Source organism: Aquabacterium sp. T101, assembly GCF_057219775.1.
Genome location: NZ_JBXVVZ010000004.1, coordinates 115,638 through 141,080 on the forward strand (window position 1 = coordinate 115,638; position 25,443 = coordinate 141,080).

General features: G+C 72.6%; 23 protein-coding genes. 11 read left to right on the top strand and 12 right to left on the bottom strand.

From position 1 onward, the window contains the following. Positions 1–606, top strand: coding sequence for a glutathione transferase GstA (gene gstA / locus AC2EAQ_RS12215; protein WP_484644148.1), 606 nt, complete (start codon positions 1–3; stop codon positions 604–606). A 22-nt stretch (positions 607–628) separates the two neighbouring features. Here gstA and AC2EAQ_RS12220 read toward each other — a convergent pair whose 3' ends face one another. The 3 genes from AC2EAQ_RS12220 to AC2EAQ_RS12230 all read right to left on the bottom strand — a co-directional run bounded on the left by AC2EAQ_RS12220 (position 629) and on the right by AC2EAQ_RS12230 (position 5,086). Continuing rightward, positions 629–2,449, bottom strand: a complete 1,821-nt coding sequence (locus AC2EAQ_RS12220; protein WP_484644150.1) for a S8 family serine peptidase — start codon at positions 2,447–2,449, stop codon at positions 629–631. Positions 2,450–2,648: 199 nt separating this feature from the next. Further along, a complete protein-coding gene (locus AC2EAQ_RS12225) occupies positions 2,649–4,238 on the bottom strand; it encodes a thioredoxin family protein (protein WP_484644152.1) in 1,590 nt (529 codons plus the stop codon). Positions 4,239–4,306: 68 nt separating this feature from the next. Beyond that, positions 4,307–5,086 carry a hypothetical protein gene (locus tag AC2EAQ_RS12230; RefSeq protein WP_484644153.1) on the bottom strand — a complete coding sequence of 260 codons (780 nt, stop codon included), beginning with the start codon at positions 5,084–5,086 and terminating at the stop codon, positions 4,307–4,309. Positions 5,087–5,180: 94 nt separating this feature from the next. Here AC2EAQ_RS12230 and AC2EAQ_RS12235 point away from each other — a divergent pair, with 94 nt between their 5' ends. Beyond that, on the top strand, positions 5,181–6,050 hold the full coding sequence (locus AC2EAQ_RS12235) for a pirin family protein (protein WP_484644158.1): 870 nt from the start codon (positions 5,181–5,183) through the stop codon (positions 6,048–6,050). A 204-nt stretch (positions 6,051–6,254) separates the two neighbouring features. Here AC2EAQ_RS12235 and AC2EAQ_RS12240 read toward each other — a convergent pair whose 3' ends face one another. Then, positions 6,255–6,551: a DUF427 domain-containing protein gene (locus AC2EAQ_RS12240; protein WP_510166857.1), complete on the bottom strand. Its 297-nt coding sequence runs from the start codon at positions 6,549–6,551 to the stop codon at positions 6,255–6,257. 55 nt (positions 6,552–6,606) lie between these two features. Continuing rightward, a complete protein-coding gene (locus AC2EAQ_RS12245; RefSeq protein ID WP_484644164.1) occupies positions 6,607–6,852 on the bottom strand; it encodes a hypothetical protein in 246 nt (81 codons plus the stop codon). A 51-nt stretch (positions 6,853–6,903) separates the two neighbouring features. On the opposite strand from AC2EAQ_RS12245, the gene AC2EAQ_RS12250 reads away from it, so the two are divergent. Both AC2EAQ_RS12250 and AC2EAQ_RS12255 read left to right on the top strand, forming a co-directional pair. Further along, positions 6,904–9,012: an oxidoreductase gene (locus AC2EAQ_RS12250; RefSeq protein ID WP_484644167.1), complete on the top strand. Its 2,109-nt coding sequence runs from the start codon at positions 6,904–6,906 to the stop codon at positions 9,010–9,012. A gap of 11 nt (positions 9,013–9,023) precedes the next feature. After that, positions 9,024–10,946 carry a hypothetical protein gene (locus tag AC2EAQ_RS12255; RefSeq protein WP_484644169.1) on the top strand — a complete coding sequence of 641 codons (1,923 nt, stop codon included), beginning with the start codon at positions 9,024–9,026 and terminating at the stop codon, positions 10,944–10,946. Here AC2EAQ_RS12255 and AC2EAQ_RS12260 read toward each other — a convergent pair. Then, a complete protein-coding gene (locus tag AC2EAQ_RS12260) occupies positions 10,943–11,254 on the bottom strand; it encodes a hypothetical protein (RefSeq protein ID WP_484644171.1) in 312 nt (103 codons plus the stop codon). The genes AC2EAQ_RS12255 and AC2EAQ_RS12260 overlap by 4 nt on opposite strands. A 251-nt stretch (positions 11,255–11,505) precedes the next feature. Here AC2EAQ_RS12260 and AC2EAQ_RS12265 point away from each other — a divergent pair, with 251 nt between their 5' ends. Both AC2EAQ_RS12265 and AC2EAQ_RS12270 read left to right on the top strand, forming a co-directional pair. Then, a complete protein-coding gene (locus AC2EAQ_RS12265) occupies positions 11,506–11,823 on the top strand; it encodes a hypothetical protein (protein WP_484644173.1) in 318 nt (105 codons plus the stop codon). Between the two features lie 82 nt (positions 11,824–11,905). After that, positions 11,906–12,700, top strand: a complete 795-nt coding sequence (locus AC2EAQ_RS12270; protein WP_484644175.1) for a sulfite exporter TauE/SafE family protein — start codon at positions 11,906–11,908, stop codon at positions 12,698–12,700. On the opposite strand, the gene AC2EAQ_RS12275 is transcribed toward AC2EAQ_RS12270, so the two are convergent. Genes AC2EAQ_RS12275 through AC2EAQ_RS12295 form a run of 5 tightly spaced genes read right to left on the bottom strand, consistent with a single transcriptional unit; the run spans position 12,691 to position 19,087 of the window. Then, positions 12,691–14,265 carry an ATP-binding protein gene (locus AC2EAQ_RS12275; protein ID WP_484644177.1) on the bottom strand — a complete coding sequence of 525 codons (1,575 nt, stop codon included), beginning with the start codon at positions 14,263–14,265 and terminating at the stop codon, positions 12,691–12,693. The two genes, AC2EAQ_RS12270 and AC2EAQ_RS12275, sit on opposite strands and share 10 nt — an antisense overlap. A gap of 58 nt (positions 14,266–14,323) precedes the next feature. Further along, positions 14,324–14,887, bottom strand: a complete 564-nt coding sequence (locus AC2EAQ_RS12280; protein WP_484644180.1) for a heme NO-binding domain-containing protein — start codon at positions 14,885–14,887, stop codon at positions 14,324–14,326. A gap of 7 nt (positions 14,888–14,894) precedes the next feature. Continuing rightward, a complete protein-coding gene (locus tag AC2EAQ_RS12285; protein WP_484644182.1) occupies positions 14,895–17,507 on the bottom strand; it encodes a sensor histidine kinase in 2,613 nt (870 codons plus the stop codon). 48 nt (positions 17,508–17,555) lie between these two features. After that, complete coding sequence (locus AC2EAQ_RS12290) at positions 17,556–17,930, bottom strand: response regulator transcription factor (protein WP_484644186.1); 375 nt, start codon at positions 17,928–17,930, stop codon at positions 17,556–17,558. A gap of 38 nt (positions 17,931–17,968) precedes the next feature. Further along, a complete protein-coding gene (locus AC2EAQ_RS12295; RefSeq protein ID WP_484644189.1) occupies positions 17,969–19,087 on the bottom strand; it encodes a sensor histidine kinase in 1,119 nt (372 codons plus the stop codon). Between the two features lie 214 nt (positions 19,088–19,301). Here AC2EAQ_RS12295 and AC2EAQ_RS12300 point away from each other — a divergent pair, with 214 nt between their 5' ends. The 5 genes from AC2EAQ_RS12300 to AC2EAQ_RS12320 are packed head-to-tail and all read left to right on the top strand — an operon-like array spanning position 19,302 to position 24,605. Then, positions 19,302–19,913 carry an HAD family hydrolase gene (locus AC2EAQ_RS12300; protein ID WP_484644191.1) on the top strand — a complete coding sequence of 204 codons (612 nt, stop codon included), beginning with the start codon at positions 19,302–19,304 and terminating at the stop codon, positions 19,911–19,913. Positions 19,914–19,936: 23 nt separating this feature from the next. Continuing rightward, positions 19,937–20,836, top strand: coding sequence for a nucleotidyltransferase family protein (locus AC2EAQ_RS12305; RefSeq protein WP_484644193.1), 900 nt, complete (start codon positions 19,937–19,939; stop codon positions 20,834–20,836). A 36-nt stretch (positions 20,837–20,872) separates the two neighbouring features. Beyond that, positions 20,873–21,853: an extracellular solute-binding protein gene (locus AC2EAQ_RS12310; protein ID WP_484644195.1), complete on the top strand. Its 981-nt coding sequence runs from the start codon at positions 20,873–20,875 to the stop codon at positions 21,851–21,853. A 17-nt stretch (positions 21,854–21,870) separates the two neighbouring features. Continuing rightward, positions 21,871–22,944: an ABC transporter ATP-binding protein gene (locus AC2EAQ_RS12315; protein ID WP_484644198.1), complete on the top strand. Its 1,074-nt coding sequence runs from the start codon at positions 21,871–21,873 to the stop codon at positions 22,942–22,944. Beyond that, complete coding sequence (locus tag AC2EAQ_RS12320) at positions 22,941–24,605, top strand: ABC transporter permease (RefSeq protein WP_484644200.1); 1,665 nt, start codon at positions 22,941–22,943, stop codon at positions 24,603–24,605. Before AC2EAQ_RS12315 ends, AC2EAQ_RS12320 begins: the two co-directional genes overlap by 4 nt. Before the next feature lie 12 nt (positions 24,606–24,617). Here AC2EAQ_RS12320 and AC2EAQ_RS12325 read toward each other — a convergent pair whose 3' ends face one another. After that, positions 24,618–25,418: an SDR family NAD(P)-dependent oxidoreductase gene (locus AC2EAQ_RS12325; protein WP_484644202.1), complete on the bottom strand. Its 801-nt coding sequence runs from the start codon at positions 25,416–25,418 to the stop codon at positions 24,618–24,620. Between the last annotated feature and the right edge of the window lie 25 nt (positions 25,419–25,443).

Below are 25,443 nucleotides of genomic sequence, written 5' to 3' on the forward strand. Positions count from 1 at the left end.
ATGAAGCTCTACTACAGCCCCGGCGCCTGCTCGCTGTCCCCGCACATCGTGCTGCACGAAGCCGGCCTGCCGTTCACGCCTGTGCTGGCCAGCACCAAGACGCACCAGCTCGCCGACGGCACGGACTTCTACACGATCAACCCCAAGGGCTACGTGCCGCTGCTGGAGCTGGACAACGGCGAGCGGCTGTCCGAAGGGCCGGTGATCGTGCAGTACATCGCCGACCAGGCGCCGGCCAGCAAGCTGGTGCCGCCGGCTGGCACGATGGCGCGCTACCGCGTGATGGAGTGGCTGAACTTCATCACCAGCGAGCTGCACAAGAGCTACTCGCCGCTGTTCAACAAGGACATGCCCGAGGAAGGCAAGGCGATCTACCGCAAGAAGCTCGGCGACCGCTACGCCTGGATCGACCGCCAGCTCGCCGGCAAGGACTACCTGATGGGCGAGCAGTTCACCGTGGCCGACGCCTACCTGTACACCGTGACCACCTGGGCCGGCTACGTCGGCGTGGACCTGTCGGCGCTGCCGAACCTCGGCGCGTACATGGCGCGCGTGGCCGCCCGCCCCGCGGTGCAGGCCGCGCGCAAGGCCGAAGGCCTGAAGTAGGCCCCGGCCCCCGGCCGGGCGCTCAGGGCCGCAGGCCCACCAGCTCGGCCGAGCGGCGCGGGTTCACCAGGTTGACCCGGCCGCGCCGGTCGGCGCCGTCGAGGATGGCCTGGCGCACCTGCGCCACGGTCAGCGTGGGCTTGAGCGCGAACAGCTTGGCGGCCAGGTTGGCCACCTGCGGGCTGGCCATGCTGGTGCCGCTGAACTTGATGCGGTCGCCACCGGGGATGACGCTGTCGACCTCGAAGCCGTTGGCGTGCACCACCACCGTCTTGCCGAAGGTGGAGAAGCTCGTCTCCTCGCCCGAGCGGTCCACCGCGCCGACGGTGATCAGGTTGGGCAGCTGCAGGCCGGCGGGGATGTACTCCTGGAAGTCGGCGCTGTTGTCCTCGTTGCCCGAGCCGGCCACGAACAGGATCTCCGGCGCCGACGCGATGGCCTCGCGCAGGGCGTCGCGCTCCAGCGCGAACATCTGGCGCGCGATCTCCTTGCGCTCCTGCGCATTGGCGCCGACGTTGTGCCAGGCCAGCGCGCCTTCATACGCGGTCGAACCGTAGCGCCAGCTCATGTTGACCACGCGCACCTTCTGCGCCTTGAACGCGTCGACGATGCGGCGGTAGCTGTCGGCAGTGCGCTGCGAGCGCTCCATCGTCGGCTTCTGCGGCTCCAGGCGGTGGTCCCAGAGCATGGTGGCGGCATAGACGCGGGCGAAGGGGTTGCCTTCCACGGCGATGCCGGCCACGTGCGTGCCGTGGGTGTACACGCCGGCCAGCGACAGGTCCTCCTGGAAGCCCTTGGCCTGGTCGGCCTTGAGCGAGGCCACCGTCTGCTTCAGGCGCCGCGAGTCCTCGGTGTCGAGCGCGGCGCGCAGGTCCATCGCGCCCTTGACCATCTGCCTGAGCTGCGGCCAGCGCGGCGCGGCGTCTTCCAGCGGGCGCAGCAGCTGCGTCGACGGCCGCGAGTCGCGATCGATCGCGATGCCGCGTCCGGGCGCCGCCTTGAACAGCGACAGGTCCACGCCCGAGTCCCACACCGCCACCACCACTTCGGAGGCCTTGGCGTCGGGGGCGATCGCGAACTGGCGCGGCGTCCAGATGTCGGGGCGGGCGGCGGCGCTGGCCTGCCGGTCCACCACGACCTGCAGCCCGGCGACGATCGCGTCCTTGATCGGCACGATCTGCTCCTGCTGCAGGCGCGCGCCGACGATGGCGCCGACGATGCCCTCGGGCACGGTCATGTTCATGTTGCGCGCCATCGTGTCGAGCTGCTGCTCGAAGGTGCCGCGCACCAGCGCCGGGTTCAGCAGTTCAAGCTGGCTCTTCAAGCCCTTGATGTTGTCGGCCGCGTCCTGCCACGGCAGCTCGCCGTAGCGACGCGTCACTTCCGCCTGCACCCAGGCCGCGTCGCGCTGCCCGGTGGCCCGGTCGGCCAGGATGCCGGCCATCACGCCGGTGGTGACGCGCGCGCCGGGCTTGTCCTGCAGGTCGCGCAGCCGCGCCACCAGCGTGGGCATCGCGGCCCAGTCGCCCTTGTACTGGGCCACCGTCAGCAGGGCGCCGTAGTAGGCGCGCTGGGTGGCCACGTCGCGGATGTCGTAGCGCGCCAGGTCGCCTTGCAGCACGGTCTGCATCGCGTCGGCCAGGGCCAGCACCTCGGCACGCGGCGCGTCGAGATAGGCGCTGGGCAGCTTGTCCAGCTTGACGGTGCGGCGCGGCAGCTGGTCGGCGGAGGTCACCACCTCCTTGGCGGGCGCGGGCGACGGCGCGGTCTGGGCCTGCGAAGGCGCAGCGGCAAAGGCAAGGGCGACGGCGGCGGCCAGCAGGCCGGGGCGGAACGGACTCATCGGTGGACTTCCTCGGTCGGTTGAAACGGCGGGCGCACTCTATCCAGCGGCCCGGCGCTGCGGGCCCGCGGCCGGACGGGTGGCCGGAACGGGGACACGAGCGGCCGTCCTGGCGGACAAGCTGCGGGTCGGCGGGGCCGGTCCCGGTGGGGACCGGCGAGGGGCATCTGCCCCTGATCCGCCCCGGATCAACCCCGGTTCAACCCTTGGGCGCGGCGGCCGGCGACGCCGGCAGCAGCGCCTTGCAGGCGGTGCGGTCGGTGGCGGGCACCTTGGCGCACAGCGCGTCCACGCGCGCCTGCACGCGGCGCAGCGTGGCGGCCTGCCTGCCGTCGGCGTTCCAGGTCGCGAGCTTCTTGCTCACGCGCAGCAGCGAGCGGCCGCTGCGGTCGTGCAGCGCGCCGCGGCTGTCCTTGGCCGCGTCGTCGAACACCTGCGAGGCCGCCTTCCCGATGCGCGCGGCGTCGGCGGGCGCCAGGTCCACCAGCGCGTTGACGTAGCTCGCGCCCCACTGCAGCCGCGTGGCCGGGCCGACGCTGGTGTCGTAGGCCTTCTGGTACCAGGTCAGCGCCTCGTCGTTGCGGCCGAGCTTGCGCGCGTTGCTGGCGAGCTGGCTCATCAGGTAGTAGGGCGAGTGGCTGCGCGTCAGGTTGGCCTTGAGCAACGCGTCGCTGTCGGCCCACAGGCCGGCATGGCCCTGCAGGTAGGCCACCGCAGTGATCACGGCCTGGCGCTCGTAGCCGTCGGTGATCTCGCGATCCATCCGCGCGGCGGTGTCGCGCACTTCCTGCACCAGCGCGGCGGGCAGCTGCGGCTGGGTCTGGCTGCGCGGCTGGCCCAGGCGCGCCAGGTCCACGCGCTCGATCAGCAGGCCCACCCGGTCGCCGCGCGACAGCGAGGTATCGGCCTGCAGGCGCGCCAGCGTGGCGTCGAACTTCGCCACCAGCGGCGCGCGCTCGGCGCTGTCGTCGCTGGTCAGCGCCTTGGCCATCCGGGCCGAGCCGCTGCCCAGCACGTCCATGTGGGTGCGTGCCGCGGCCGGGTCGGCCAGCACGCGGGCCACGCGCTGGCGCAGCGCGTCGTCGGGCTTGACGCCCTTGCCCTCGTCGCTGGCGGCCAGCGCCTTGAGCCACAGCCGGGTCGTGGTTTCGGTGTCGCCTTGCGCGGCCTGCGCCTTGGCGGCCAGCTCGGCCAGCACCGCGGGGCGGTCGGCCTCGGCCACCAGGCCGCTGTCGTCCACCTCCCACGAATGGAAGGACAGCATGCGCCACTCGTTGGGCGTGAGCGCCTTGCCGGCGCGCGCGTCGGCCAGCACAGCGGCCACCGGGCGGCCGCCGGACAGGCCGGCTTCCAGCAGCGACAGCACCTGCGGCGCGTCGGCCTCGCCGGGCAGGCGCGTGATCTCGCGGCCCTCGGGCGTGAACAGCACCAGCGTCGGATAGCCGCTGACCTTGAAGCGCGCGCCGAGCTTCTGCGCCGACGGGCGGTCGCCGTCGACGAACACCGCCACGAAATGCTTGCTCTGGGCGGCGAAGTCCTGCCGGTTGAACAGCGTGGCCTTGAGCTGGTTGCACGGCGGGCACCAGGTGGCGCCCCAGTACAGCAGCACCGGCTTGTTCTGGGCACGGGCCTGGGTGAAGGCGCGCTCCACGTCGGCGTCGACCGCCGCGGTGAGCCAGGCCACGTTGGTGGACGGCAGGTCGCCCGGGCGGGCGTGGGCGGCAGGCGTCAGTGCCAGGGCGGCGGCGAACGCCAGGGCGGCGGCGGCGAGAACGGGTGTGCGGGGCATCGTGGGCTCCGAGGGCGGAACGGCCGGCGCGGGTGGCGGGACCAGGCCGGGGCCGGAATTGTGCGCCGTCAGGCGCCGCCCGGGGCCTCGGGGGGTTCCTGAGCCTGCGGGGGTTCGCCGAGCAGCCGCTGCCACTCGTCCTCGGGCGGCAGCGCCACCGGCGTGGCGCGCGCCAGCGCCATCCACACCGCGAACGGCAGCCCGGCCTCGTGGGCCATGGCCCGGGCCGGCGCCGGGCGCTGCACCTCCAGCGTGCCGAAGCCGCCCTCGGGATGGCGCCGCGCGAGCATCACGCCGCAGGCCTCCGGCACGTCGTCGGCCTCGCCCACGCCTTCGGCCAGCACGTACCAGCAGGCGCCGGCCATGCCCAGGTAGGCGGCGCGCTTGTGCGCGGTGCGCAGGTCCGACAGCAGGTCGGCGCGGCGCACCTTCACCTCGTGCACCTCGGGTTGCAGGTAGCCGGCCACCGTGGTGTGACGCACCGAGTACACGTCGGGCATCGCCACCTGCCAGCGCTCGCCCTTGGGGTGCTCCGGGTCGGGCACGCGGGCGCGCAGCGACAGGCCGCACCAGGCGATGCGCCCGGCGCGCTGCTGTTCCAGCGCCACCCGCGCCACCAGCGCCTCGTGATCGTCGCGCGCGGCGCGGTTGCGCTGCAGCGTGGCCGCCAGCACCTGCACCCCGGCGTCGGTGACGCGCAGCGTCTCGCGGCCCTGCGCGTCGCGCACCCGCTCCAGCAGGCCGGCGGCCAGCAGCTCCACTTCCAGCAGGTCCTGGCACGGCCAGCCGGCCGAGCGCCACACCTCGCGCAGGCGGCGACGGTGCTGGGCGGTGAGGGCCGGGCTCATGGGCGCGAGGTTAGCGCCGACGCACAGCCGGATTGAACGCTGCGTTCAAGGACTTGCCGATGCTGCGGCGCCGGCGCCGCCCTACATTGACGCCATGGACACTTCCGCCACCCCCACCCTGCCCCCGCTGGCCGCGCCGCGCGCGGTCGAGCGCCTGATCGCCGGCCGCGCCACCAGCGACGGCGCCGGCGTCAAGCTCACCCGCGTGCTGACGCAGGACCTGCAGCGCCGGCTCGACCCGTTCCTGATGCTCGACGCCTTCGGCAGCGACTCGGCCGACGACTACATCGCCGGCTTCCCGGACCACCCGCACCGCGGCTTCGAGACCGTGACCTACATGCTGGCCGGCCGCATGCGCCACCGCGACTCCGCCGGCCACGAGGGCCTGCTGGCCGACGGCGGCGTGCAGTGGATGACCGCCGGCCGCGGCGTGATCCATAGCGAGCTGCCCGAGCAGACCGAGGGCCGCATGGAAGGCTTCCAGCTGTGGCTGAACCTGCCCGCGCGGGACAAGATGAACCCGCCCTGGTACCGCGACATCCAGAGCGCCGAAGTGCCCGAGTGGCACGGGCCGGGCGTCACCGCCCGCGTGATCGCCGGCCACAGCCACGGCGTGGCCGGGGCGGTGCAGCGCGACGGCACCGAGCCGCTGTACCTCGACCTGCACCTCGAGCCCGGCGCCGCCTTCGAGCAGCCGCTGCCCGAGGGCCACAACGCCTTCGTCTATGTCTACCGCGGCGCGCTCGACATCGGCGCCCAGCCGGTGCCGGTGCAGCGCATGGCGATCCTGGCCAACGCCGGCGACGGCGTGCGCCTGACCGCCGGGGCACAGGGCGCGCGCGCGATCCTGGTGGCGGGCCGGCCGCTCAAGGAGCCGATCGTCCAGTACGGGCCCTTCGTGATGAACACGCAGCAGGAGATCTTCGCGGCGGTGGAGGACTACCGGGCGGGGCGGCTGGCGTGACCGGGACGGCGCAACGTGGTGGCTTAGCGAGAGAGTGACTGCGCAGACCGCTGCGGCAGCGCGGCGGCGGCACCCGCGGGCTCCGGTCGCCCGCGAGCGTGGACCGGAGATCGCACCCCCGGACCCCCGGCCACGCTGAACACTCCGCAAGCGAGAGCCGACGCCCTGCCTCCAGCAGCCCGCCACGGAGAGCTGCGGTCCGGGTCACCCCACCGTCACGCCCTTCCAGAACGCCACCCGCCCTTTGATCTCGGCCGCCGCCTCGCTCGGCTCGGGGTAGTACCAGACCGCGTCCGGGTTCAGCTCGCCGTTGACCAGCAGGCTGTGATAGCGGGCCTGGCCCTTCCAGGGGCAGCACGTGCGGTGGTTGGAGAACGTCAGGTACTCGCGCTTGACGCTGCTCTCGGGGAAGTAGTGGTTGCCCTCGACGACGACGGTGTCGTCGCTCTCGGCGATGGTGACGCCGTTCCAGACCGCCTTGACCATGGGGCTGCTCCGCAGGGTGTTGCCAGGCGCGCATCATGCCGCGCCCCGCGGCCGGGGGCCGGCGCTGCGGCTACCGGGCCAGCGCCTGGGTCGACGGCGGGTAGTGGAAGGCGGGCATCGTGTCCGGGAACACCGGCACCGGCTCGAAGTGCTCCACCACCGCCAGCCCGGCCGACAGCTCATAGCTGGAGTTGTGCCAGGTGCGGTCGCTGTCCTCCCAGTCGCGGGCCGGGCGGGCGGGCTGGCGGCGCGGCAGCAGCCGGGCGAAACCGGAGGCGATCTGGTCGAGCATGGCGGCGAGCGGTGAGGAAGGCATGGGTGGCATCTTGGTCGCCGGCCGGTCCGGGGCCAATCACACCGAAGGGGGATGCGGCCCCCTAGACTCGCGTCTGCCCGCCACCACACCCGCCCCGCCTTGACCTACCCGCACCTGCTCGCGCCGCTGGACCTCGGCTTCACCACGCTGCCCAACCGCGTGCTCATGGGTTCCATGCACACCGGCCTGGAGGACGGGCGCAAGCACTTCCCCGCGATGGCGGCGTTCTACGCCGAGCGCGCGCGCGGCGGCGTGGGGCTGATCGTCACCGGCGGCTTCGCGCCCAACATCGAGGGCTGGTCCAAGCCCTTCGCCGGCACGCTGGCCACGCATGCCGCGGCGCGGCGGCACCGCGCGGTGACCGACGCGGTGCATGCCGAGGGCGGGCGCATCGCGCTGCAGATCCTGCACACCGGCCGCTACGCCTACCACCCGCTGGCCGTGGCGCCGTCGCGCATCCAGAGCCCGATCTCGCCGTTCACCCCGCGCGAACTCACCGAGCGCGGCATCGAGCGCCAGATCCGCGCCTTCGTGCGCTGCGCCGCGCTGGCGCGCGAGGCCGGCTACGACGGCGTGGAGGTGATGGGCAGCGAGGGCTACCTGATCAACCAGTTCCTGGTGACGCACACCAACCAGCGCACCGACCGCTGGGGCGGCGACTACGCCAACCGCATGCGGCTGGCGGTGGAGGTGGTGCGCCGCGTGCGCGAGGCGGTGGGGCCGGACTTCATCCTGATCTACCGCCTGAGCCTGATCGACCTGATCCCCGGCGGCAGCTCGTGGGACGAGGTGCTGCAACTGGCGCAGGCGGTGGCGGCGGCGGGCGCCACGATCATCAACTCGGGCATCGGCTGGCACGAGGCGCGCGTGCCCACCATCGCCACGTCGGTGCCGCGCGCGGCCTTCACCGGCGTGACGCGGCGCCTGCGCGAGGACCTGCGCGCCCTGGGCCTGACCACGCCGGTGGTGGCCAGCAACCGCATCAACACGCCCGAGGTGGCCGAGCAGGTGCTGGCCGCGGGCGACGCCGACATGGTGAGCCTGGCGCGGCCCTTCCTGGCCGACGCCGACTTCGTGGCCAAGGCCGCTGCCGGCCGTGCCGACGAGATCAACACCTGCATCGCCTGCAACCAGGCCTGCCTCGACCACGCGTTCCAGAACCGGCTGGCGAGCTGCCTCGTCAACCCGCGCGCCGGGCACGAGACCACGCTCGTCATCCGCCCGGCCACCGAGCGTAGGCGCTTCGCGGTGGTGGGCGCCGGCCCGGCCGGGCTGGCCGCGGCCACCACGCTGGCCGAGCGCGGCCATGCGGTGGACCTGTTCGACGCCGCCGACGACATCGGCGGCCAGTTCAACCTGGCGCGGCGCATCCCCGGCAAGGAGGAGTTCGCCGAGACGCTGCGCTACTTCCGCCGCCGCATCGAGCGCACCGGCGTCGTGCTGCACCTGCGCACGCGGGTGGACGCGGCCGCGCTTGCCGGCGCCGGCTACGCCGCGGTGCTGCTGGCCACCGGCGTCACCCCGCGCAACCCGCGCATCCCGGGCCAGGACACGCCGGGCGTGCTGAGCTACATCGACGCCATCCGCGACCCGTCGCGCGTGGGCCGGCGCGTCGCACTGGTGGGCGCGGGCGGCATCGGCTTCGACGTGGCCGAGCTGCTGGTGCACGACAGCGCGCACGCCGCGCCGTCGCTCGACGCCGCGGCCTGGCGCCTGGAATGGGGCGTGGCCGACCCGACCGAGGTGCGCGGCGGCGTGGTGCGCGCCGAACCGGCGCCGCCGGCGCGCCAGGTGACGCTGCTGCAGCGCAAGGCCGGCAAGCCCGGCGCCGGCCTGGGCAAGACCACCGGCTGGATCCACCGCGCCGCGCTCAAGATGAAGGGCGTGGAGATGCTGGCCGGTGTCAACTACGAGCGCATCGGCCCGTGGCAGGACGGCCTCGGCCTGCATGTCACCTTCGGCAGCGAGCGCCGCGACGCCACCGTGATCGAGTGCGACAACGTCGTGCTGTGCGCCGGCCAGGAGCCGCTGCGCGAGCTGGCCGACCCGCTCACGGCCGCCGGCGTCGCGGTGCACCTGATCGGCGGCGCGCTCGAAGCCGGCGAGCTCGACGCCAAGCGCGCCATCGACCAGGGCACCCGCGTGGCGGCCGCGCTCTGAGCGGCGCCGCGATGCCGCGCCGCTTCGGGTCCGACATTCCGCCGCACGAGCGGCTGCCGGTGGCTTGGTACGCGCCGCCGGTGCTGCTGCAGGCTGGCGAGGAGCTGGTGCAGTCGCAGAACTTCCTGCGCAACCTGGACCGGCGCGAGAGCTTCTCGCCGGCGCTCGCGCCGATCGACCTGACGGCGCAGCGCGCCGCGGACGGCCAGTCGCTGTGGCTGGACTTCATCGCCGACACCGGCGACGGCGGCAATGCCACCTTCGCCGTGGCGCAGGGCGCGTTGGCGGCGGCGCTCGACGTGACCGACGCGCAGGGGCGCACGCACCGCCTGCCCGAGGGCGACGTGCTGGTGCTCGGCGGCGACCTCGCCTATCCCGGCGCCAGCCCGGCCACCTACCAGTACCGGCTGTACGAGCCGTTCAAGCTGGCGCTGGACCCGTCGAGCCGGCTGCGCCAGCCCGGCGGGCCGCGCAAGGTGGTGGCCGCGATCCCGCAGAACCACGACTGGTTCGACAGCGCCTCCACCTTCTGCCGCTACTTCGTGGCGCAGGACCGTGGCGACTTCCTCGGCGCCAGCACGCCGCAGCGGCAGACCTACTTCGCACTGCGCCTGCCGCACGGCGCGTGGCTGCTGGGCTTCGACTGGGCGCTGACCGGCGACCTCGACCGGCAGCAGTTCGACGCCTTCCGCGCGCTGCTCGACCCGACCCGGCCCGACGCCATCGCGCCCGGCGACGACGTGCTGCTGGTCTACCCCGAGCCCTACTGGACACGCCCGATCGGCGACGGCGCGCCCGACGGCTACCCGCGCCGCTACCAGCGCCTGGAAGCGCTGATCGAGGCCCACGGCGCGCGCATCCGCCTGCGCCTGGCCGGCGACCTGCATCACTACCACCGCGACACGCTCGACGCCGATGCCGCCGCCGGCGGCACCGACAGCCACCTCGTCGTGTGCGGCAGCGGCGGCGCGTTCCTGCACCCGACGCATGGCCGCGAGCAACTGCTGCACAAGGCGATCGACCGCACGCCCGAGCCCGCCGCCGCCGACCCCGAGCTGCGCCACCGCGTGCGCGTGGGGCTGCCGCGGCGCGGCGCCGCCGGCCGGGCCGCGGCCGACGCGCCGCGCTTCTCGCCGCGCCGCTCCTGGCCCGACGCCGAGACCTCGCGCGCGCTGGCCTGGCGCAACCTGTGGTCGATGTTCACGCTGCGCTTCTCGCGCGCGCCGTGGCGCCAGGGCTGGGCCGCGTCGGCGCTCGACCTGTGGCACAGCAACTTCGCCTTCGCGCTGGCCATCGGCCTGCTGTACGGCGTCAACGTCTACGTCAACTCCTTCGTCTTCACCCGCTCGTTCATGCCCGACGGCTTCGAGCCGATGGAGCAGCTGGCCTTCGACGACGGCGCGCGGCGCTGGCTGCGCGCGATGGTGTTCAGCCCGCTGGCCACCGGCGTGAACCTGCTGATGCTGGCCGGCTGCGTGCGCGTGGCCTGGGAGGGGCCGGCGCCCTGGCCGTGGCGCGTGGCTGGCGGCCTGCTGCACGGCATGACGCATGGCTTCGCGATCTATGCGCTGTACTGGGCCGCCAGCCACGCCATGGCGCCGTGGCTGGCCGCGCTCGGCCCGGTGGCCACGCTCACCGGCGGCCTGCTGGTGTGGTCGGCCGTGGCCCTGGCCGGCGTGGCCGTGGGCGGGCTGCTGTTCGGTGCCTACCTCGCGCTGATGAGCGGCGCCTTCGGCCAGCTGCCCAACAACGCCTTCGGCTCGCTGGCGATCCAGGACTGGAAGGGCTTCCTGCGCCTGCGCGTGCATGCCGGCGGGCTGGAGGTGTGGATGCTGGGCCGCGACCGCGTGCCGCGCCGCGGGCCCGCGCCGCCGGAAGGCTGGCGCGTGGTCGACCGGTTCGAGATCGGGCGCCGGGGCCCGGGGGCCGACTAGCGCGTGGCCGGCCAGTCGCGCGGCACGAGGTCCTCGGACCAGGCCGACTCGCTGACTTCCAGGCCCAGACGCAGCTCGTAGCTCGACTCGTGGAATCCGCCGGCGCGCGCCGCGGCCGCCGCGGACTCGAAGGCGTCCGCTTCGGACTGCGCCGCGGACACGGTGCCGCCAGCGGCCACCGTCACCACCACCGCGGGCGCCGGCACCGGCACCACCACCGGCGGCTGCACGGTGGCGGCCACCGGCTCGTAGGCCGGAGCCTGCGGCGCGAAAGCCGGGGCCTGCGGCAGGCGGCGGGTGGAAGGCATGCGGGCCATGGACAGCTCAGGAAAACGGGGCGGCAGAACGCGGGACGAAAGCCTATCACCGCCCTGTCGCCGCGCCATCTACCGCATTCAGGGGATGTGCGAGCGGTTGAAACGGCCCTTGCGGCGCGCCGCATTTCACGCCGCGGCCCCCTGAATCGATTCTGGGCCCGAAGCGCGGCGCTGTTCGCCCTTTGGCCCGGTGCCCGCCCGGCCGATAGTCACATCACACCGACGCAACGCCGTACCGCACCATGACCACACCTCACATCTTTCGCCCCGCACCCGACGCCGGCATCGAGTGGGAAGAACTCCCGTCGCTGAGCAACGTGGTGCTGCGCCGCAACGTGCCGCAGGGCTCCTACGCGCTGGCCAGCCAGTTCGTCGGCGAGGCCCGCGCCCGGCTGGCCGACGAACCCTTCGGCGGCCCGGTGTGGGTGGAGACCACGCCTTCCGAGCTGGACCCGCTGCAGCCGTCGCTGCCGCTGGCCGACACCCGCATCGAAGGCCTCGCCGCGCGCGAGATCCTCGAGCCGGACCTGTTCCGCCACTTCTTCGGCCGCGCCCGCTGACGCCGCGGCGCTTGCGCTAACCTGCGGGCCCCGCGCCCGCACCCTCCGTGGCGGCCGGCCCTGTCCCGGAGACACCCGCAGCATGCAGTGGATCGCAGCCTACATGGCCATCGGCGCCGTGATCGGCTTCCTCGCGGGCCTGCTGGGCATCGGCGGCGGCATGATCATCGTGCCGATCCTGGCCGCGATGTTCGCGGCCCAGTCCCTGGCCCCCGACCACACCCTGCACATGGCCCTGGCCACCGCGATGGCCGGCGTGATGTTCACGTCCAGCGCCAGCGGGCGCGAGCACCACCGCCTGGGCGGCGTGGACTGGTCCATCGTGCGCCGCCTCGGGCCCGCGATGGCCGTGGGCACGCTGCTGTCGGCCTATGGCGCGGGCTGGCTGCCGCAGCGCACGCTGGCGCTGGCCTTCGCGCTGATCGTCTACGGCGGCGCGACGCAGATCTGGCTCGGCCGCAAGCCCGCCGCCGGACGCAGCCTGCCCGGCAGCGCCGGCCTGTGGGCGGTGGGGCTGGTCATCGGCGCGATCAGCGGCCTGGTCTCGGCCGGCGGCACCTTCCTGTCGATGCCCTTCATGCTGTGGTGCGGCGTGCCGATGCGCACCGCCATCGGCACCGGCGCGGCGCTCGGGCTGCCGGTGGCGCTGCTGGGCACCGTCGGCTACGTGACGACCGGCTGGTCCGTGCCGGGCCTGCCGGCGTGGTCGGCCGGCTTCGTCTACCTGCCCGCGCTCGGCGCGCTGGTGCTGGCCAGCACCTTCACCGCGCCCTACGGCGCGCGCGCCGCGCAGCGCCTGCCGGTGGCCATGCTGCGCCGCCTCTTCGCGCTGCTCCTCTACGCGCTGGCCACGCGGATGCTGTTCGCCTACTGGTAGGCCGCGCCGTCGGCCAGCGCGGCGTAGCAGGTGGAGTCTTGCTCGCCGGGGCCGTCCCCGTCGCCCGACAGCAGCGGCCAGGTCAGCTCCACCGTGGTGCCGCGACCGGACCGGCTCGTCACCTTCACCGCGCCGCCCTGCAGCTCGGTGATCTCCTTGACCAGGCTCATGCCCAGGCCGGTGCCCGGGATGTTGCCCGACGGGTCGGCGCGGTAGAAGCGTTCGAACACGCGGCCGAGCTGCTCGGCCGTCATGCCGATGCCCTCGTCGCGCACGCGCACGGTCAGCGCCGGCCGGCCGGCCAGATCGCTGTCCCTTGTGCTCACCTCCACGGTGCCGCCGGCGGGGGAGTACTTGATCGCGTTGGACAGCACGTTGGTCAGTGCACGATGGGTCTTTTCCGGGTCCAGCCGCACAAGGGTGCCGACGTGGCCCAGCTCGAGGCGGATGGCGTGCACGGCCGACGCCCCGGCGAACGGCGCCACGGCGTCGCGCACCAGCGTCTCCAGCCGGCACGGCACCGGCCGCAGGTCGCTGCCCTGGCGCGCCTCGATGCGCGCCAGGTCCAGCAGCTCGTTGACCATGTGGATCAGCAGCGAGCTCTGGCGGTGGATCGTCTCCAGCATGTCGCGCCGCTTGGCGTCGCTAACGGGCCGGTTCAGCAGCAGCTCGGTGAAGCCGTGCACGCTGACCATCGGCGTGCGCAGCTCGTGCGCCGCGGTGGTGAGGAACTCGCTCTTCATGCGTTCGACCTCGGTCTCGCGCGTGATGTCGCGCAGGTAGAGCACCTGCCCGCCGTCGTCGCGCTGGCGCGAGCTGAGCTCGATGACCGCGTGGCGCGGCCGGGCCAGCACCAGGCGCTGCGACGCGGCACCCTCGGCCGGCGCCACGCCCAGCACGGCCTCGCCACGGGCGGCCGGCGGCAGGCGCCGCCGCACCAGCGCGTCCACCTCGGCCAGCGTCGCGCCGGCCAGGCGGTCGGCCCGCACGCCGAGCATGCGCGTCACCGCCGCGTTGCAGTGCTGCAGCACGCCGTCGGCACCGAAGGCCAGCACGCCGTTGTGACTCAGCTCCAGGATGGAGTCCAGCAGCTCGGTTCGCGCCTGCAGCCGCTCGGCCAGGCGCTCGCTGTCGCGCGCCGACATCTGCGTGGTGCGCGCGGCCAGCAGCAGCTCGCCGGCCGCGTCGTGGCGGGCGAAGTCGTTGAACGTGAGGCCGAGCGAGCGCACCTGGTCCAGCGAGGTGAGCACCGGCGACACCAGCAGCAGCAGGCTGCCGTCGTCCAGCAGCTCGGCATTGCCGCGCAGCGTCAGACGCACCTCGCCGCGCGCGCGCAGCGTGCACAGCGCCGTGCCGTGGCGCCGCCAGTCGGCCAGGTCGACGGCGCCGCGCGGCCGGGTCACGTCGAAGGCGTCCGCCAGGGCCGTGCCCTCCACCAGCGCCGGCAGCGCCTTGCGCAGCGCGCTGCCGGCTCGGCGCAGGCGCAGGCCGGCGTCGAGCCAGAGGTGGAAGGGGAACGCGCGCTCGAACCGAGCGCCGTCCAGCCCGGGCGCGCCATCGCTCACTGGACGACCCTCCGCGCCGTGCGCTGCGGGATTCGCGCTGGGGAGCGGCCCGGCGCGCTCATGCCGCCACCGTCTCCTCGACGTGCTGCACCTCGAACAGGTCCACCGGGCAGCCCTTGCCGCGGGCGTGCACCAGGCGCACCTCGACCTTCTCGCCGAAGCGCTGCGCCAGGCCCTTGAGCAGGCCGGTCACCATCGGCGCGAGGCCCTCGCGCTCGGACGAGTACACCACCCGGTAGCGGCCGGGCTCGATGTCCTGCACCTCGAACTGCGGCAGGCGCATCTGCGGGAACACGGTCTCGACGCGGCCGTGCATGTCGTTCAGGTTGTCGAGGAACTCGCGCAGGCTGCTGCCGCCCGACTCGAGCAGCTCGCCGTAGCCTTCCTCGGCGGTGTAGAGGATCCAGTACTCGCCGAAGGCTTCCAGCACCGACTCGGCCGGCATCGCCATCTCCTCGCTCACCGCGCCCACGAGGCGGTAGGTCACGTCGTCGTGGTAGGGGCACATGGCCACGAAGCCGTCGGCCTGGACGTTGGCGCGCTGGCACACACGCTGCCAGGCGGGTTCGCCCTTGAGGGACACGACAAGCTGTTCGATCGCGCGATTGACGAGGCCGTACATGGGGGGCTCACTTTCCTTCGGTTTCGATGAGGGGTTGCGACGCCGACGCGCAGGGCCACCACAGCGTCACGCTGGTGCCCTCGCCAGGCCGGCTGTCGATCTGCACCGAGCCGCCCTGCAGCTCGGTGATCTCCTTGACGAGGCTCATGCCCAGGCCCGTGCCGGGGATGTTTCCGGACGGGTCGGCGCGGTAGAAGCGCTCGAACACGCGCGCCAGCTGCTCCGGCGTCATGCCGATGCCATGGTCGCGCACGCGCAGGCCCACCGCCGGCTGACCGGCCAGCCGTCCGGCCAGCGTGTCCACCTCGATCGCACCGCCCGCGGGCGAGTACTTGAAGGCGTTGGACAGCACGTTGGTGAACACGCGATGCGTCTTCTCGGGGTCGACGAAGATCTCCGCGTCGGCATGCACCATCGCCACCGCGAGCCGGTCGCCGCCGGGCTGGCTGGCGAACGCCGCCGCGGCCTGCCGCACCAGCGCGCCGAGGCTGCAGCGCTCGCGCTTGAGGTCCTTGCCCTGTCGCGCCTCGATGCGCGCCAGGTCCAGCAGCTCGTTGACCATGTTGATCAGCAGCGAGGCCTGGCGGTGGATCGTCTCCAGCATGTCCTTGCGCCGCGCCTCGGGCACCGGCCGGCGCAGCAGCAGCTCGGTGAAGCCGAACACGCTGACCATCGGCGTGCGCAGCTCGTGCGCAGCGGTGGTCAGGAACTCGCTCTTCATGCGGTCCACCTCGGTCTCGCGCGTCACGTCGCGGAAGTAGAGGATCGTCTCGCCCGCGCCGTCGGCCTGGTGCCGCACGGCCCGCGCCAGCACGCGGTGCTGCGGCCGCTCGATGTGCAGCGTCTCCACCGCGCCGTCGTGCGCCAGCGCCAGCACCTCGGCCACCGGGCGGCAGGGCACGCTCAGGCTGCCCAGCGTGGCGAACTCGCGGTCGAAGTCGGCCAGATTCGCGCCGCGGCCGTCGGCCAGCAGGTCCAGCCCGGTCATCTCGACGAAGGCGCGGTTGGTGTAGACCAGCTCGCCCTCGCGGTCGAACACCACGAAGCCGTCCGGGCTCAGGTCGAACACCGCGTTCAGGCGCGCGCTGCGCTCGGCGATGGCCAGCCGGGTGCGCTCGCGGTCGGTCACGTCGTTGAGCACGCCCACGTAGTGCGCCGCGCGGCCCTCGGGCGAGGGCACCGGCGCGATCGACAGCTCGTTGAAGAACAGGCTGCCGTCCTTGCGGTAATTGCGCAGCACCACCGACGCGCTCTGGCCGTCGGCCACCGCCTGGCGCAGCGTGTCGAGCTCGGGCTGGTCGCGGTCGTCGCGCTGCAGGAAGCCGCAGTTGCGGCCGATCGCCTCGCCCGGCTCGTAGCCGGTGATGCGATAGAAGGCCGGGTTGGCATAGAACACCGGCTGCCCGGGCAGCGTCATGTCGGAGATGACCACGCCGTTGGTGGTGCACTCCAGCGCGCGGCTGTACAGGTTGAGCACCGACGCGTTCATGCGCTGCTCGGTGATGTCGCGCACGACGCAGGTGTAGTGCGCCACGCCGCCGATCTCGGTGCGCGACAGCGACACGTCGGCCGGGAACACGGTGCCGTCCACGCGGCGCGCGTCGGCCTCGAAGCGCGCCACGTGCACACCGCTGCTGCGCAGGTACATGCCTTCCAGCGTGCGCGTCTCGGGGTCGTCCAGGCCCTGGCCCGGCACCAGCCGCTCCAGCGTCACGTCCGCCGGGCGCGACGTGTCCAGGCCCAGCACGCTGGCCGCCGACGGGCTGATCAGTGCCACCTTGCCGTCCGGGTCGATGCCCACCACCGCGTCGGGCAGGCCGTTGAGCAGCGCCTGCATGCGGTCGCGGGCGAGCTTGAGCTCGGTCCACTGCGCCGCCAGCGTGGTGGACGCCTCGTTGAGTGCGTCGTTCAGCTCGCCCACCTCCTGGCTGCCGGCGTCCTGCTGCAGCGTGGCGCCGCGCTGATGCGCCAGCGCCCGCGAGAAGCGCGCCAGACGCTGCAGCGGCGTCAGCGCGCGCTGCAGCAGCAGGTGCGTGGCCAGCAGCGTGACCAGCGCCACCGCCGCGATGCCCAGCACGGCGTCGTAGCGAAGCTCCTGCAGCACGTTGCGCTCGCCGTCGAGCGCGAAGCTCACGCCCACGCTGCCGAGCGCGCCGCCCGGCCCGAGCGGGGCCCAGACCTGCACCGCGTCCTGGCCGCCCAGGCGCAGCGCCCGCGACCGAGCCGCGTCGGGGCCGGGCAGCGGCATGTCGGCGGCGTGGAAGGTGGTGGTGAGCCGGCCCGTGGACTCGTGCATCACCGACAGCAGCGGCCCGTTGCGGTCGTCCACCACGTCGATGCGCAGCACGCCGGGCAGCGAGGCCAGGTCGCGCAGCGTCTCGGCCATGCCCGGGTAGTCGCGCGCGGCCAGGGTGGAGCTGCCGGCGCCGGCCGCGGTGCGCGCCACCGACTCGGCCCACTGGCGCGCGCCGTCGTAGGCCACGCTGCCCAGGCGCCACGAGGACACCTCGTACAGCACCGCCAGCGCCAGCAGCATCACCGCGGCCAGCATCATCAGCATCTGGTGCCGAAGGCGCTGCGGTCGCAGGCGCTGCAGCAGGGAAACGGCGGTGGGGGTCATGGTGTCGTCCGGTCGGGGCGTCGTGATGTCGGGGCGGGCGCGGGCGTGTCAGGCCGACACGGCCAGCTGCTTCTCGATCACGTCGATGAGCTGCAGCGGGCTGAACGGCTTGACGAGGTACTCGTCGGCGCCGGCGCTCTGGCCCGCCTCGCGGTCGCGGGCCTGGCCGCGCGCGGTGAGCAGCACGACCTTGATCGACTGGAGGTTGACGTCGCTCTTGATCGCCTGGCAGACCTGCAGGCCGTCCATCTCGCCGGGCATCATCACGTCCAGCAGCATCAGGTCCGGCCGCACGCCGCGCGCCAGGTGCAGGCCCTGCGTGCCCTCGCTGGCCTCGTGGATCTCGTAGTCCTCGAACTCGAGGGTCATGCGGATGAGTTTGCGGATGTCGGCCTGGTCTTCGACGATGAGGATGCGTTTCATGGTGCGGCTCCTGGTGTGATCGGGTGCGGGGGCGGGTTTTAGGTGGGCGTGCCGGCGTCGGCCTTGCGGGTGCGGGCGCGCGACATCAGCGCGGCCAGGTCGCGCGCGTACTGCTGCGCCTGGGCCACGTCGAGCTGGCTGTGGTCGTTGCGGTGCGGCGCGCCGGTGGGCAGGTCGATCAGGAAGTTGCGCAGGCCGCCCTCCTCCTCCTCGCGCAGCTGGCCGCCGTGCAGCGACACGATGTGGCGGCACAGCTTCAGGCCGATCTGGTCGCGTGCGGCCAGGCGCGGCGCGACGGCGGCCTTGGCGCGCGGCGTCGAGGGCATGGCCACCGCGTCCTGCGTGGGCGGCGGGGCGAACGCGCCGCAGTCGCGGAACACGACCAGCGCTCGCGGGCCCATCTGGCGGTGCTCGATCTCCAGCGTGGCGCCGCCACGGCCGGCGCGCACCGCGGCTTCCATGCATTCGACGAACACGCGCTTGAGCCACTCGTGGCTGCCGTACAGCGCGGTCTGCTTGTCGCTGGTGCCCGACGCACGGAAACGCACCTTCAGACCGCGCTGCACCGCCATCGGCTCGACCTCGGCCCACACTTCCTTGAGCAGCGTCCACAGCTCGATGCGGTCGTTGGCCAGCAGCGAGCTGCTGCCCCACACCGAGGCCAGGTCGATCAGCTTGCGCAGCGTCTGCAGCACGTCGTCGACGTCGTTGGCCAGCGCGTCGATCGCGTGCGCGTCGCCGGCGTTCTGGCGCGCCATCAGCAGCGTCGACTGCGCGCGGTCGAGCGGGTCCTTCAGGTCGGACCGGATCACCATCATCAGGTTGTCGAAGGCCTCGCCGTGGTCGGCGCCGGGGTCGCTGCCGATCAGCACGAAGGCGTCGTCCTGCGACAGGCCGGGGATGACGCGGCACTTGAGTTCGGGCACCGCGCCGCCCTGCTGGGCCGGCGTGCCCATCGCCGTGACCGCGCGCGGCGTGCGGCCCGACACCGCGGTGGACACGGCGCGCGCCAGGTCCGGGTCGTACAGCTTGCGTCCCGGCGCCAGGCCGGTGCGGGCGCTGGCGTCGCCGTTGGCGTAGCGCACCACGCCCTCGCGGCTGACCCACAGCAGTCCGGGCTTCAGGTTTTCGAGCAGTTCGGCGAGGCTTGAGTGCATGGCGTCTGATCTCCTGGCCTCAAATGTATCGACTGCATCATTTTGTGGGTGCGAATAATTCACGAAAATGTGCGCAGATTGATCAATACGGGCCTGAATGCCGCCAAGACGCCCCGCCAGCCGCCCCTGAACAAGGGGCGTAGTATCATTTCAATCAAATGATCGGGGTTAGCGCCAACCGTCGTGCCGCAGCCCGGTCCCGACAATCGGCCCGATGCGCACCATCGACACCGTCGTCTTCGACATCGGCAACGTGCTGATCCCCTGGGACCCGCGCTGGCTGTTCCGCCAGCTGCTGCCGGACGACGCCGCCGTCGAGCGCTTCCTGCACGAGGTGGACTTCAATGCCTGGAACCGGGCGCACGACGCCGGCCTGCCGTTCGCCGAGGGCATCGCGGCGCACAGCGAGGCGTTTCCGCACTACGGCCCGCTGTTCGAGGCCTTCCACGCGCGCTGGGAGGAGACCACCGGCCCGCCGATCGAAGGATCGGTAACGCTGGCGCGCGAGCTGCGGCAAGGCGGATACCGCACGCTTGCGCTCACCAACTTCTCGGCGGAGACCTTTCCGCGGGCGCTGCGCCAGCACCCCTACCTGGGCGAGTTCGAGGGCATCGTGGTGTCCGGCCAGGAGCGGCTGATGAAGCCCGACGCGGCGATCTACCGCCTGCTGTGCGACCGCTACCGCGTGGACCCGGCGCGCGCGGTGTTCATCGACGACAGCCCGGCCAACGTGGAGGGCGCGCGCGCCATCGGCATGCACGGCGTGCACTTCGAGTCCCCCGCGCAGCTGCGCGACGCGCTGCGCGCACTGGGAGTGCGGGCCTGACGTCGCCCGGCCCGACGCTGCTGGTGCTGGCGGCCGGCCTGGGCAGCCGCTTCGGCGGCCTGAAGCAATGCGCGCCGATGGGGCCGGCCGGCGAGACGCTGCTCGACTACGCGGTGCACGACGCCCACCGGGCGGGCTTCTCGCGCGTGGTGTTCGTGCTGCGCGAGGACTTCGCGGCCGAGTTCATGGCCCGCGCGCGGGCACGCTTCGCCGCGCGCCTGCCGGTGGACGCCGTGCTGCAGCGCCCGGACGACCTGCCGGCCGGTTTCGCGCGGCCGACGCAGCGGCGCAAGCCCTGGGGCACCACGCACGCCGTGCTGGCCGCGCGCGACGCCATCGACGGACCCTTCGCCGTGGTCAACGCCGACGACTTCTACGGCCGCGACGCCTACTGCCGCGTGGCCGCGCACCTGACCTCGCCGCCGCTGGTCGCGGCGGGCGCGCCGCTGCCGCTGTGCATGGTGGGCTACCCGCTGGACCACACGCTGTCCGACAGCGGCGGCGTCAACCGCGGCATCTGCGAACTGCGCGGAGAGCAGCTGGTGTCGGTGCAGGAGCACCGCGACATCGTGGCCGACGGCCCGGGCCGCTGCCGAGGGCTGGACCTCGCCGGCGAGCGCGTGCCGCTGGCCGCCGACGCGGTGGCTTCGATGAACTTCTGGGGCTTCCCGCCCACGGTGTTCGGCCCGATGCAGCGCGGCTTCGCCGCGTTCCTGCAGCAGCACGGGCATCGGGACGATGCCGAGTGCTACATCCCCAGCGTGGTCGATACACTGGTCCGCAGCGGCGAGGCGCATTGCCGTGTCCTGCCCACCGACGGCCGCTGGTTCGGCGTCACCTACCCGCAGGACGCGGCCGTCACCGCCCGACGCCTGCGCGAACTCACCGAAGACGGCACCTACCCGCACACGCTCTGGCCCTGAGGCCCGGGCGACACCACCCCCACCGAGGAGACACCCATGAACGCGTTTCGAAAGCTGACGGCCGTGCTGGCCGCCGGCGTCGCGCTGGCCCTGCCGGCGATGGCCCAGGACAAGGTCACCATCTACTCGGCCGCGCCGCAGGACCTGCTCGACCAGATCATCCCGGCCTTCGAGAAGGCCTCGAAGATGAAGGTCGACGTGATCAAGGGCGGCTCGGGCGACCTCATCAACCGCCTGAAGGCCGAGGCCGGCCGCGCCACCGCCGACGTGCTGTTCAGCGTGTCCACCGACGTGGTGGAAGCCAACGGCAAGCTGTTCACCAGGTTCACGCCGGACAACGCCAAGGCGCTGGCCGACACCTTCAAGATCAACGACGCCGCGATCCCGTTCACCGCGGTGGCCACGTCGATCGGCGTCAACACCAAGCTGCTGACCCCGGCCCAGTACCCCAAGACCTGGGCCGACCTCGGCAACCCGATCTACAAGGGCAAGATCTCCGCCGGCCGCCCGGACAAGTCCGGCTCGGCCTACATCCAGCTCGCGCTGATCCTGCAGATCTATGGCGAGGAGAAAGGCTGGCCGATCTACGCCCGCATCCTCGACAACACCGTACTGAGCAACAGTTCGGGCGCGGTGAGCAAGTTCGTCAACGACGGCGAGGCGATGGTGGGCCTGTCCAACGAGGACACGCTGCTGCGCTTCAAGGTCGGCGGCGGCCCGGTGGAACTGCTCTACCCCGCCGACGGCACCTCGGCCATCGCCGACGTGATGGCGCTCACCGCCACGCCGGCCAACCCCAACGGCGGCCGCGCCTTCATCAACTTCATGCTGTCGAAGGAGGCGCAGGAGATCCTCGACGGCGCCGGCCGCCGCTCGGTGCGCGCCGACGTGGTGTCGAAGAACGCGCTGACGCCGCTGTCGCGCATCAAGGTCGTGAAGTACGACGACGACTGGGCCGGCGCCAACCGCGCGCGCATCCTGGCCAAGTGGAACGAGCTGCTGCTCAACAAGAAGTAGCCCGCTGCCCGCTGCCCATGTCGCATGTCCAGATCCGCCATGTCCGCAAGACCTACGGCGCGCATGTCGCGCTGAAGGACGTCAGCCTCGACATCGAGCGCGGCGCGTTCTTCACGCTGCTGGGCCCCAGCGGCTGCGGCAAGACCACGCTGCTGCGCGCGGTGGCCGGATTCAACCCGCAGGACGCCGGCGAGATCCTGCTCGAAGGCCAGTCGATCGGGCACCTGCGCGCCAACCAGCGCCCGATCGGCATGGTGTTCCAGGACTACGCGGTATTCCCGCATCTGAGCGTGTTCGACAACGTGGCCTTCGGCCTGGTGCAGCGCAAGCTGCCGGCCGCCGAGATCCGCGAGCGCGTGGGCGCGATCCTGGCCACGGTGCAGCTGGCCGAGCAGGCGCAGCGCATGCCGCACCAGCTCAGCGGTGGCCAGCAGCAGCGCGTGGGCCTGGCGCGCGCGCTGGTGGTGCGGCCCAAGGTGCTGCTGATGGACGAGCCGCTGTCCAACCTGGACGCCAAGCTGCGCGTGGACCTGCGGCGCGACATCCGCGCGCTGCAGCAGCAGCTCGACATCACCACCTTGTACGTCACGCACGACCAGGAGGAGGCGCTGTCCATCTCCGACCGCGTGTGCGTGATGTACGACGGCGTGGTGCAGCAGGTGGACACGCCGTGGGCCGTGTACAACCGGCCGGCCAACCGGTTCGTAGCCACCTTCGTCGGCAGCAACAACTTCCTGCCCGTGGCGCGCGACGCCGGCGGCCGCACGCTGCTGCTGGGCCAGGCGCTGCCGCTGCCCGCGGCGGCCGGCACCGCGGGCGCGGTGGCCGCAGTGCGGCCCGAGAAGGTGCGCGTGGACCGCGAGCTCGACGGCCCCGGCGTGCTGTGCGACGCGGTGGTGCGCCAGGCCATGTTCGCCGGACGCGAGCTGCAGCTGGCGCTGCAGGTGGAAGGACACGGCACGATCGACGCGCTGGTGGAGCCCAGCGAGGCCATGATGGCGCGCCGCCCCGGCGACCGCGTGCAGCTGGCCGTGCACGCGCGCGACCTGCAGTGCTTCGCGCCCGACGACACCGGGGCGCGCCTCGAATGACCGCGCTGCTGCAGCGCCTGCGACGCGCCGACTTCTGGTCGGTGGTGATGCTGGGGTCGCTGCTGGTCGTGTCGGTGGTGCTGCTGTGGCCGATCCTGCAGGTGCTTCGGCTGGGCGTGTTCGACCCCGAGTCGCAACAGCTGTCGGGCGCCGGCTACGTGAAGCTGCTGACGCACCCCTACTACCTGGGCGCGCTGTGGAACACCGTGCTGGTGGGCGTGGGCGGCATGGTGGGCGCCTGCCTGATCGGCGTGCCGCTGGCCTACTGCACCGCGCGCTACGTGATCCGCGGCCGCGGCGTCATCGCCACGCTGGCGGTGATGGCGCTGGTGTCGCCGCCCTTCATCGGCGCGTACTCGTGGATCGTGGTGCTGGGCAACAACGGCTGGCTCACCAACCAGATGCGCGACCTGGGCATCGCGTTGCCCACCATCTACGGCGCGGCCGGCATCGTGCTGGTGTTCAGCCTGAAGTTCTTCCCCTTCGTGTACCTGATGACCGAGAGCGCGCTGCGCAACGTGAACCGGTCGTTCGAGGAGGCGGCGGAGAACCTCGGCTGCACGCCGTGGCAGCGCTTCCGGCGCGTAACGCTGCCGCTGGTGTTCCCGGCCACCAGCTCGGGCGCGATCCTGTGCTTCGTGCTGTCGATCGCCGACTTCGGCACGCCATCGATCATCGGGCGCGACTTCCGCACCCTGTCCACGCTGGCCTACAACCAGTACACGTCCGAGATGGGCGGCACGCCCACCATGGCGGTGAGCATCTCGATGCTGATGGTGGTCATCTCCATGGCGGCGGTGCTGCTGCAGCGCCACCTGATCGGCAAGCGCCGCTATGCCGGCGCCATGACCAACCGCGCGGCGCCCAAGCCGGTGCGAGGCGCGTTCTCGGCGGCGGTGCATGCGTTCAGCTGGGGCGTCATCGCGCTGGCCACGCTGCCGATCCTGGTGGTGGTGTACACGTCGTTCCTGCAGACCAAGGGCCCGGTGTTCAGCGGCGGCTTCGGCCTGAACAGCTACGCGCGCGTGATCCGCGAGGTGCCCGACGTGGTGTTCAACACCTTCGCCTACTCGCTGGCGGCCACGCTGCTGATCACGCTGGTGGGCGGGCTCATGTCCTACGTGATCGTGCGGCGCGAGTCGCGCTGGGCCGGCTTCCTGGACGCGGTGCTGATGGTGCCCTACGTGGTGCCCGGCGTGGTGATGGCCATCGGCTTCCTGCTCACGTTCAACGCCGCGCCCCTGGACCTGGTGGGCACGGCGTGGATCATCGTGCTGATCCTGTTCATCCGCCGCCTGCCCTACGGCGTGCGCGCCACCAGCGCGGTGCTGCGGCAGATCAAGCCGTCGATCGAGGAAGCCGCCATCGGCCTGGGCGCGTCGCCGGCCCGGGCCTTTGCGTCGGTGACGGTGCCGCTGATGCTGCCGGGCATCGTGGCCGGCGCGATGATGAGCTTCATCACCGCGATCAACGAGCTGAGCTCCACGCTGCTGCTCTACACCGCGCGCACCACCACCATGCCGGTGAAGGTGTACAGCGCCGTGCTCGACGGCGAGTTCGGCATCGCCGCAGCGCTGTCCACGCTGCTGCTGGCCAGTTCCGGCCTGTGCGTGTACGTGGTGCTGCGCTTCTCGCAGCAGAAGGAAGCGGCCTTCGTCTGAGGCCGCGCCGGCTCAGGCCCAGCCGGCGTCTACCTTGAACTCCTGCGCGGTGCACATCGCCGCGTCGTCGGAGGCCAGGAACAGCACCATGCGCGCGATGTCGTGCGGCAGCAGCTTGTCGGGCAGGCACTGGTTGCGGCGCAGGTCCTCCTCGCCGGCGGCGTCGAGCCACAGCGCCATCTGGCGCTCGGTCATCACCCAGCCCGGCGACACGGTGTTGATGCGGATGCGGTCCTGCCCCAGCGGCTTGGCCAGCCCGCGCGTGAGCCCGTTCACCGACGACTTGGCCTGCGCATAGCACGGGAAGCCGCCGCCCTTGGTCTGCCAGCCGGTGGAGCCCAGGTTCACGATCGAGCCGCCGCCCAGGCGCCGCATGCCCGGCACCACCGCCTGGATGGCAAACATCGCCGGCCGCTCGTTGAGGGCCATGCGCTCGTCGTAGTACTCGGGCGTGACCTCTTCCAGCGTGTGGCGGTCGTCGTTGGCCACGTTGTTGACCAGTACCGCGAAGTCGCCCAGCGCCGAAGCCGCCGCGGCAATCGCCGCCTGCAGCGCGCGCACGTCGCGCACGTCGCATGCCTGCTGCCAGGGGCGCGGGTGGCCGGCCTGGTCCAGCCGGTCGGCCAGCGCTCGCGCCGCGTCGGCCGCGACGTCCACGAAGGCCACGCGCGCGCCCTGCTGCGCGAACGCCGACACGATGCCCGCGCCGATGCCGGTGGCCCCGCCGGTGACGAACACCGTGCGGCCGCGCAGGCTGGGGTAGGTGGCCAGCGTGGCGGCCGGCGGCTCGGGGCGCAGGGGGTTCGGCGTCATGGTGGGGCGACTGTAGCCAACCCGC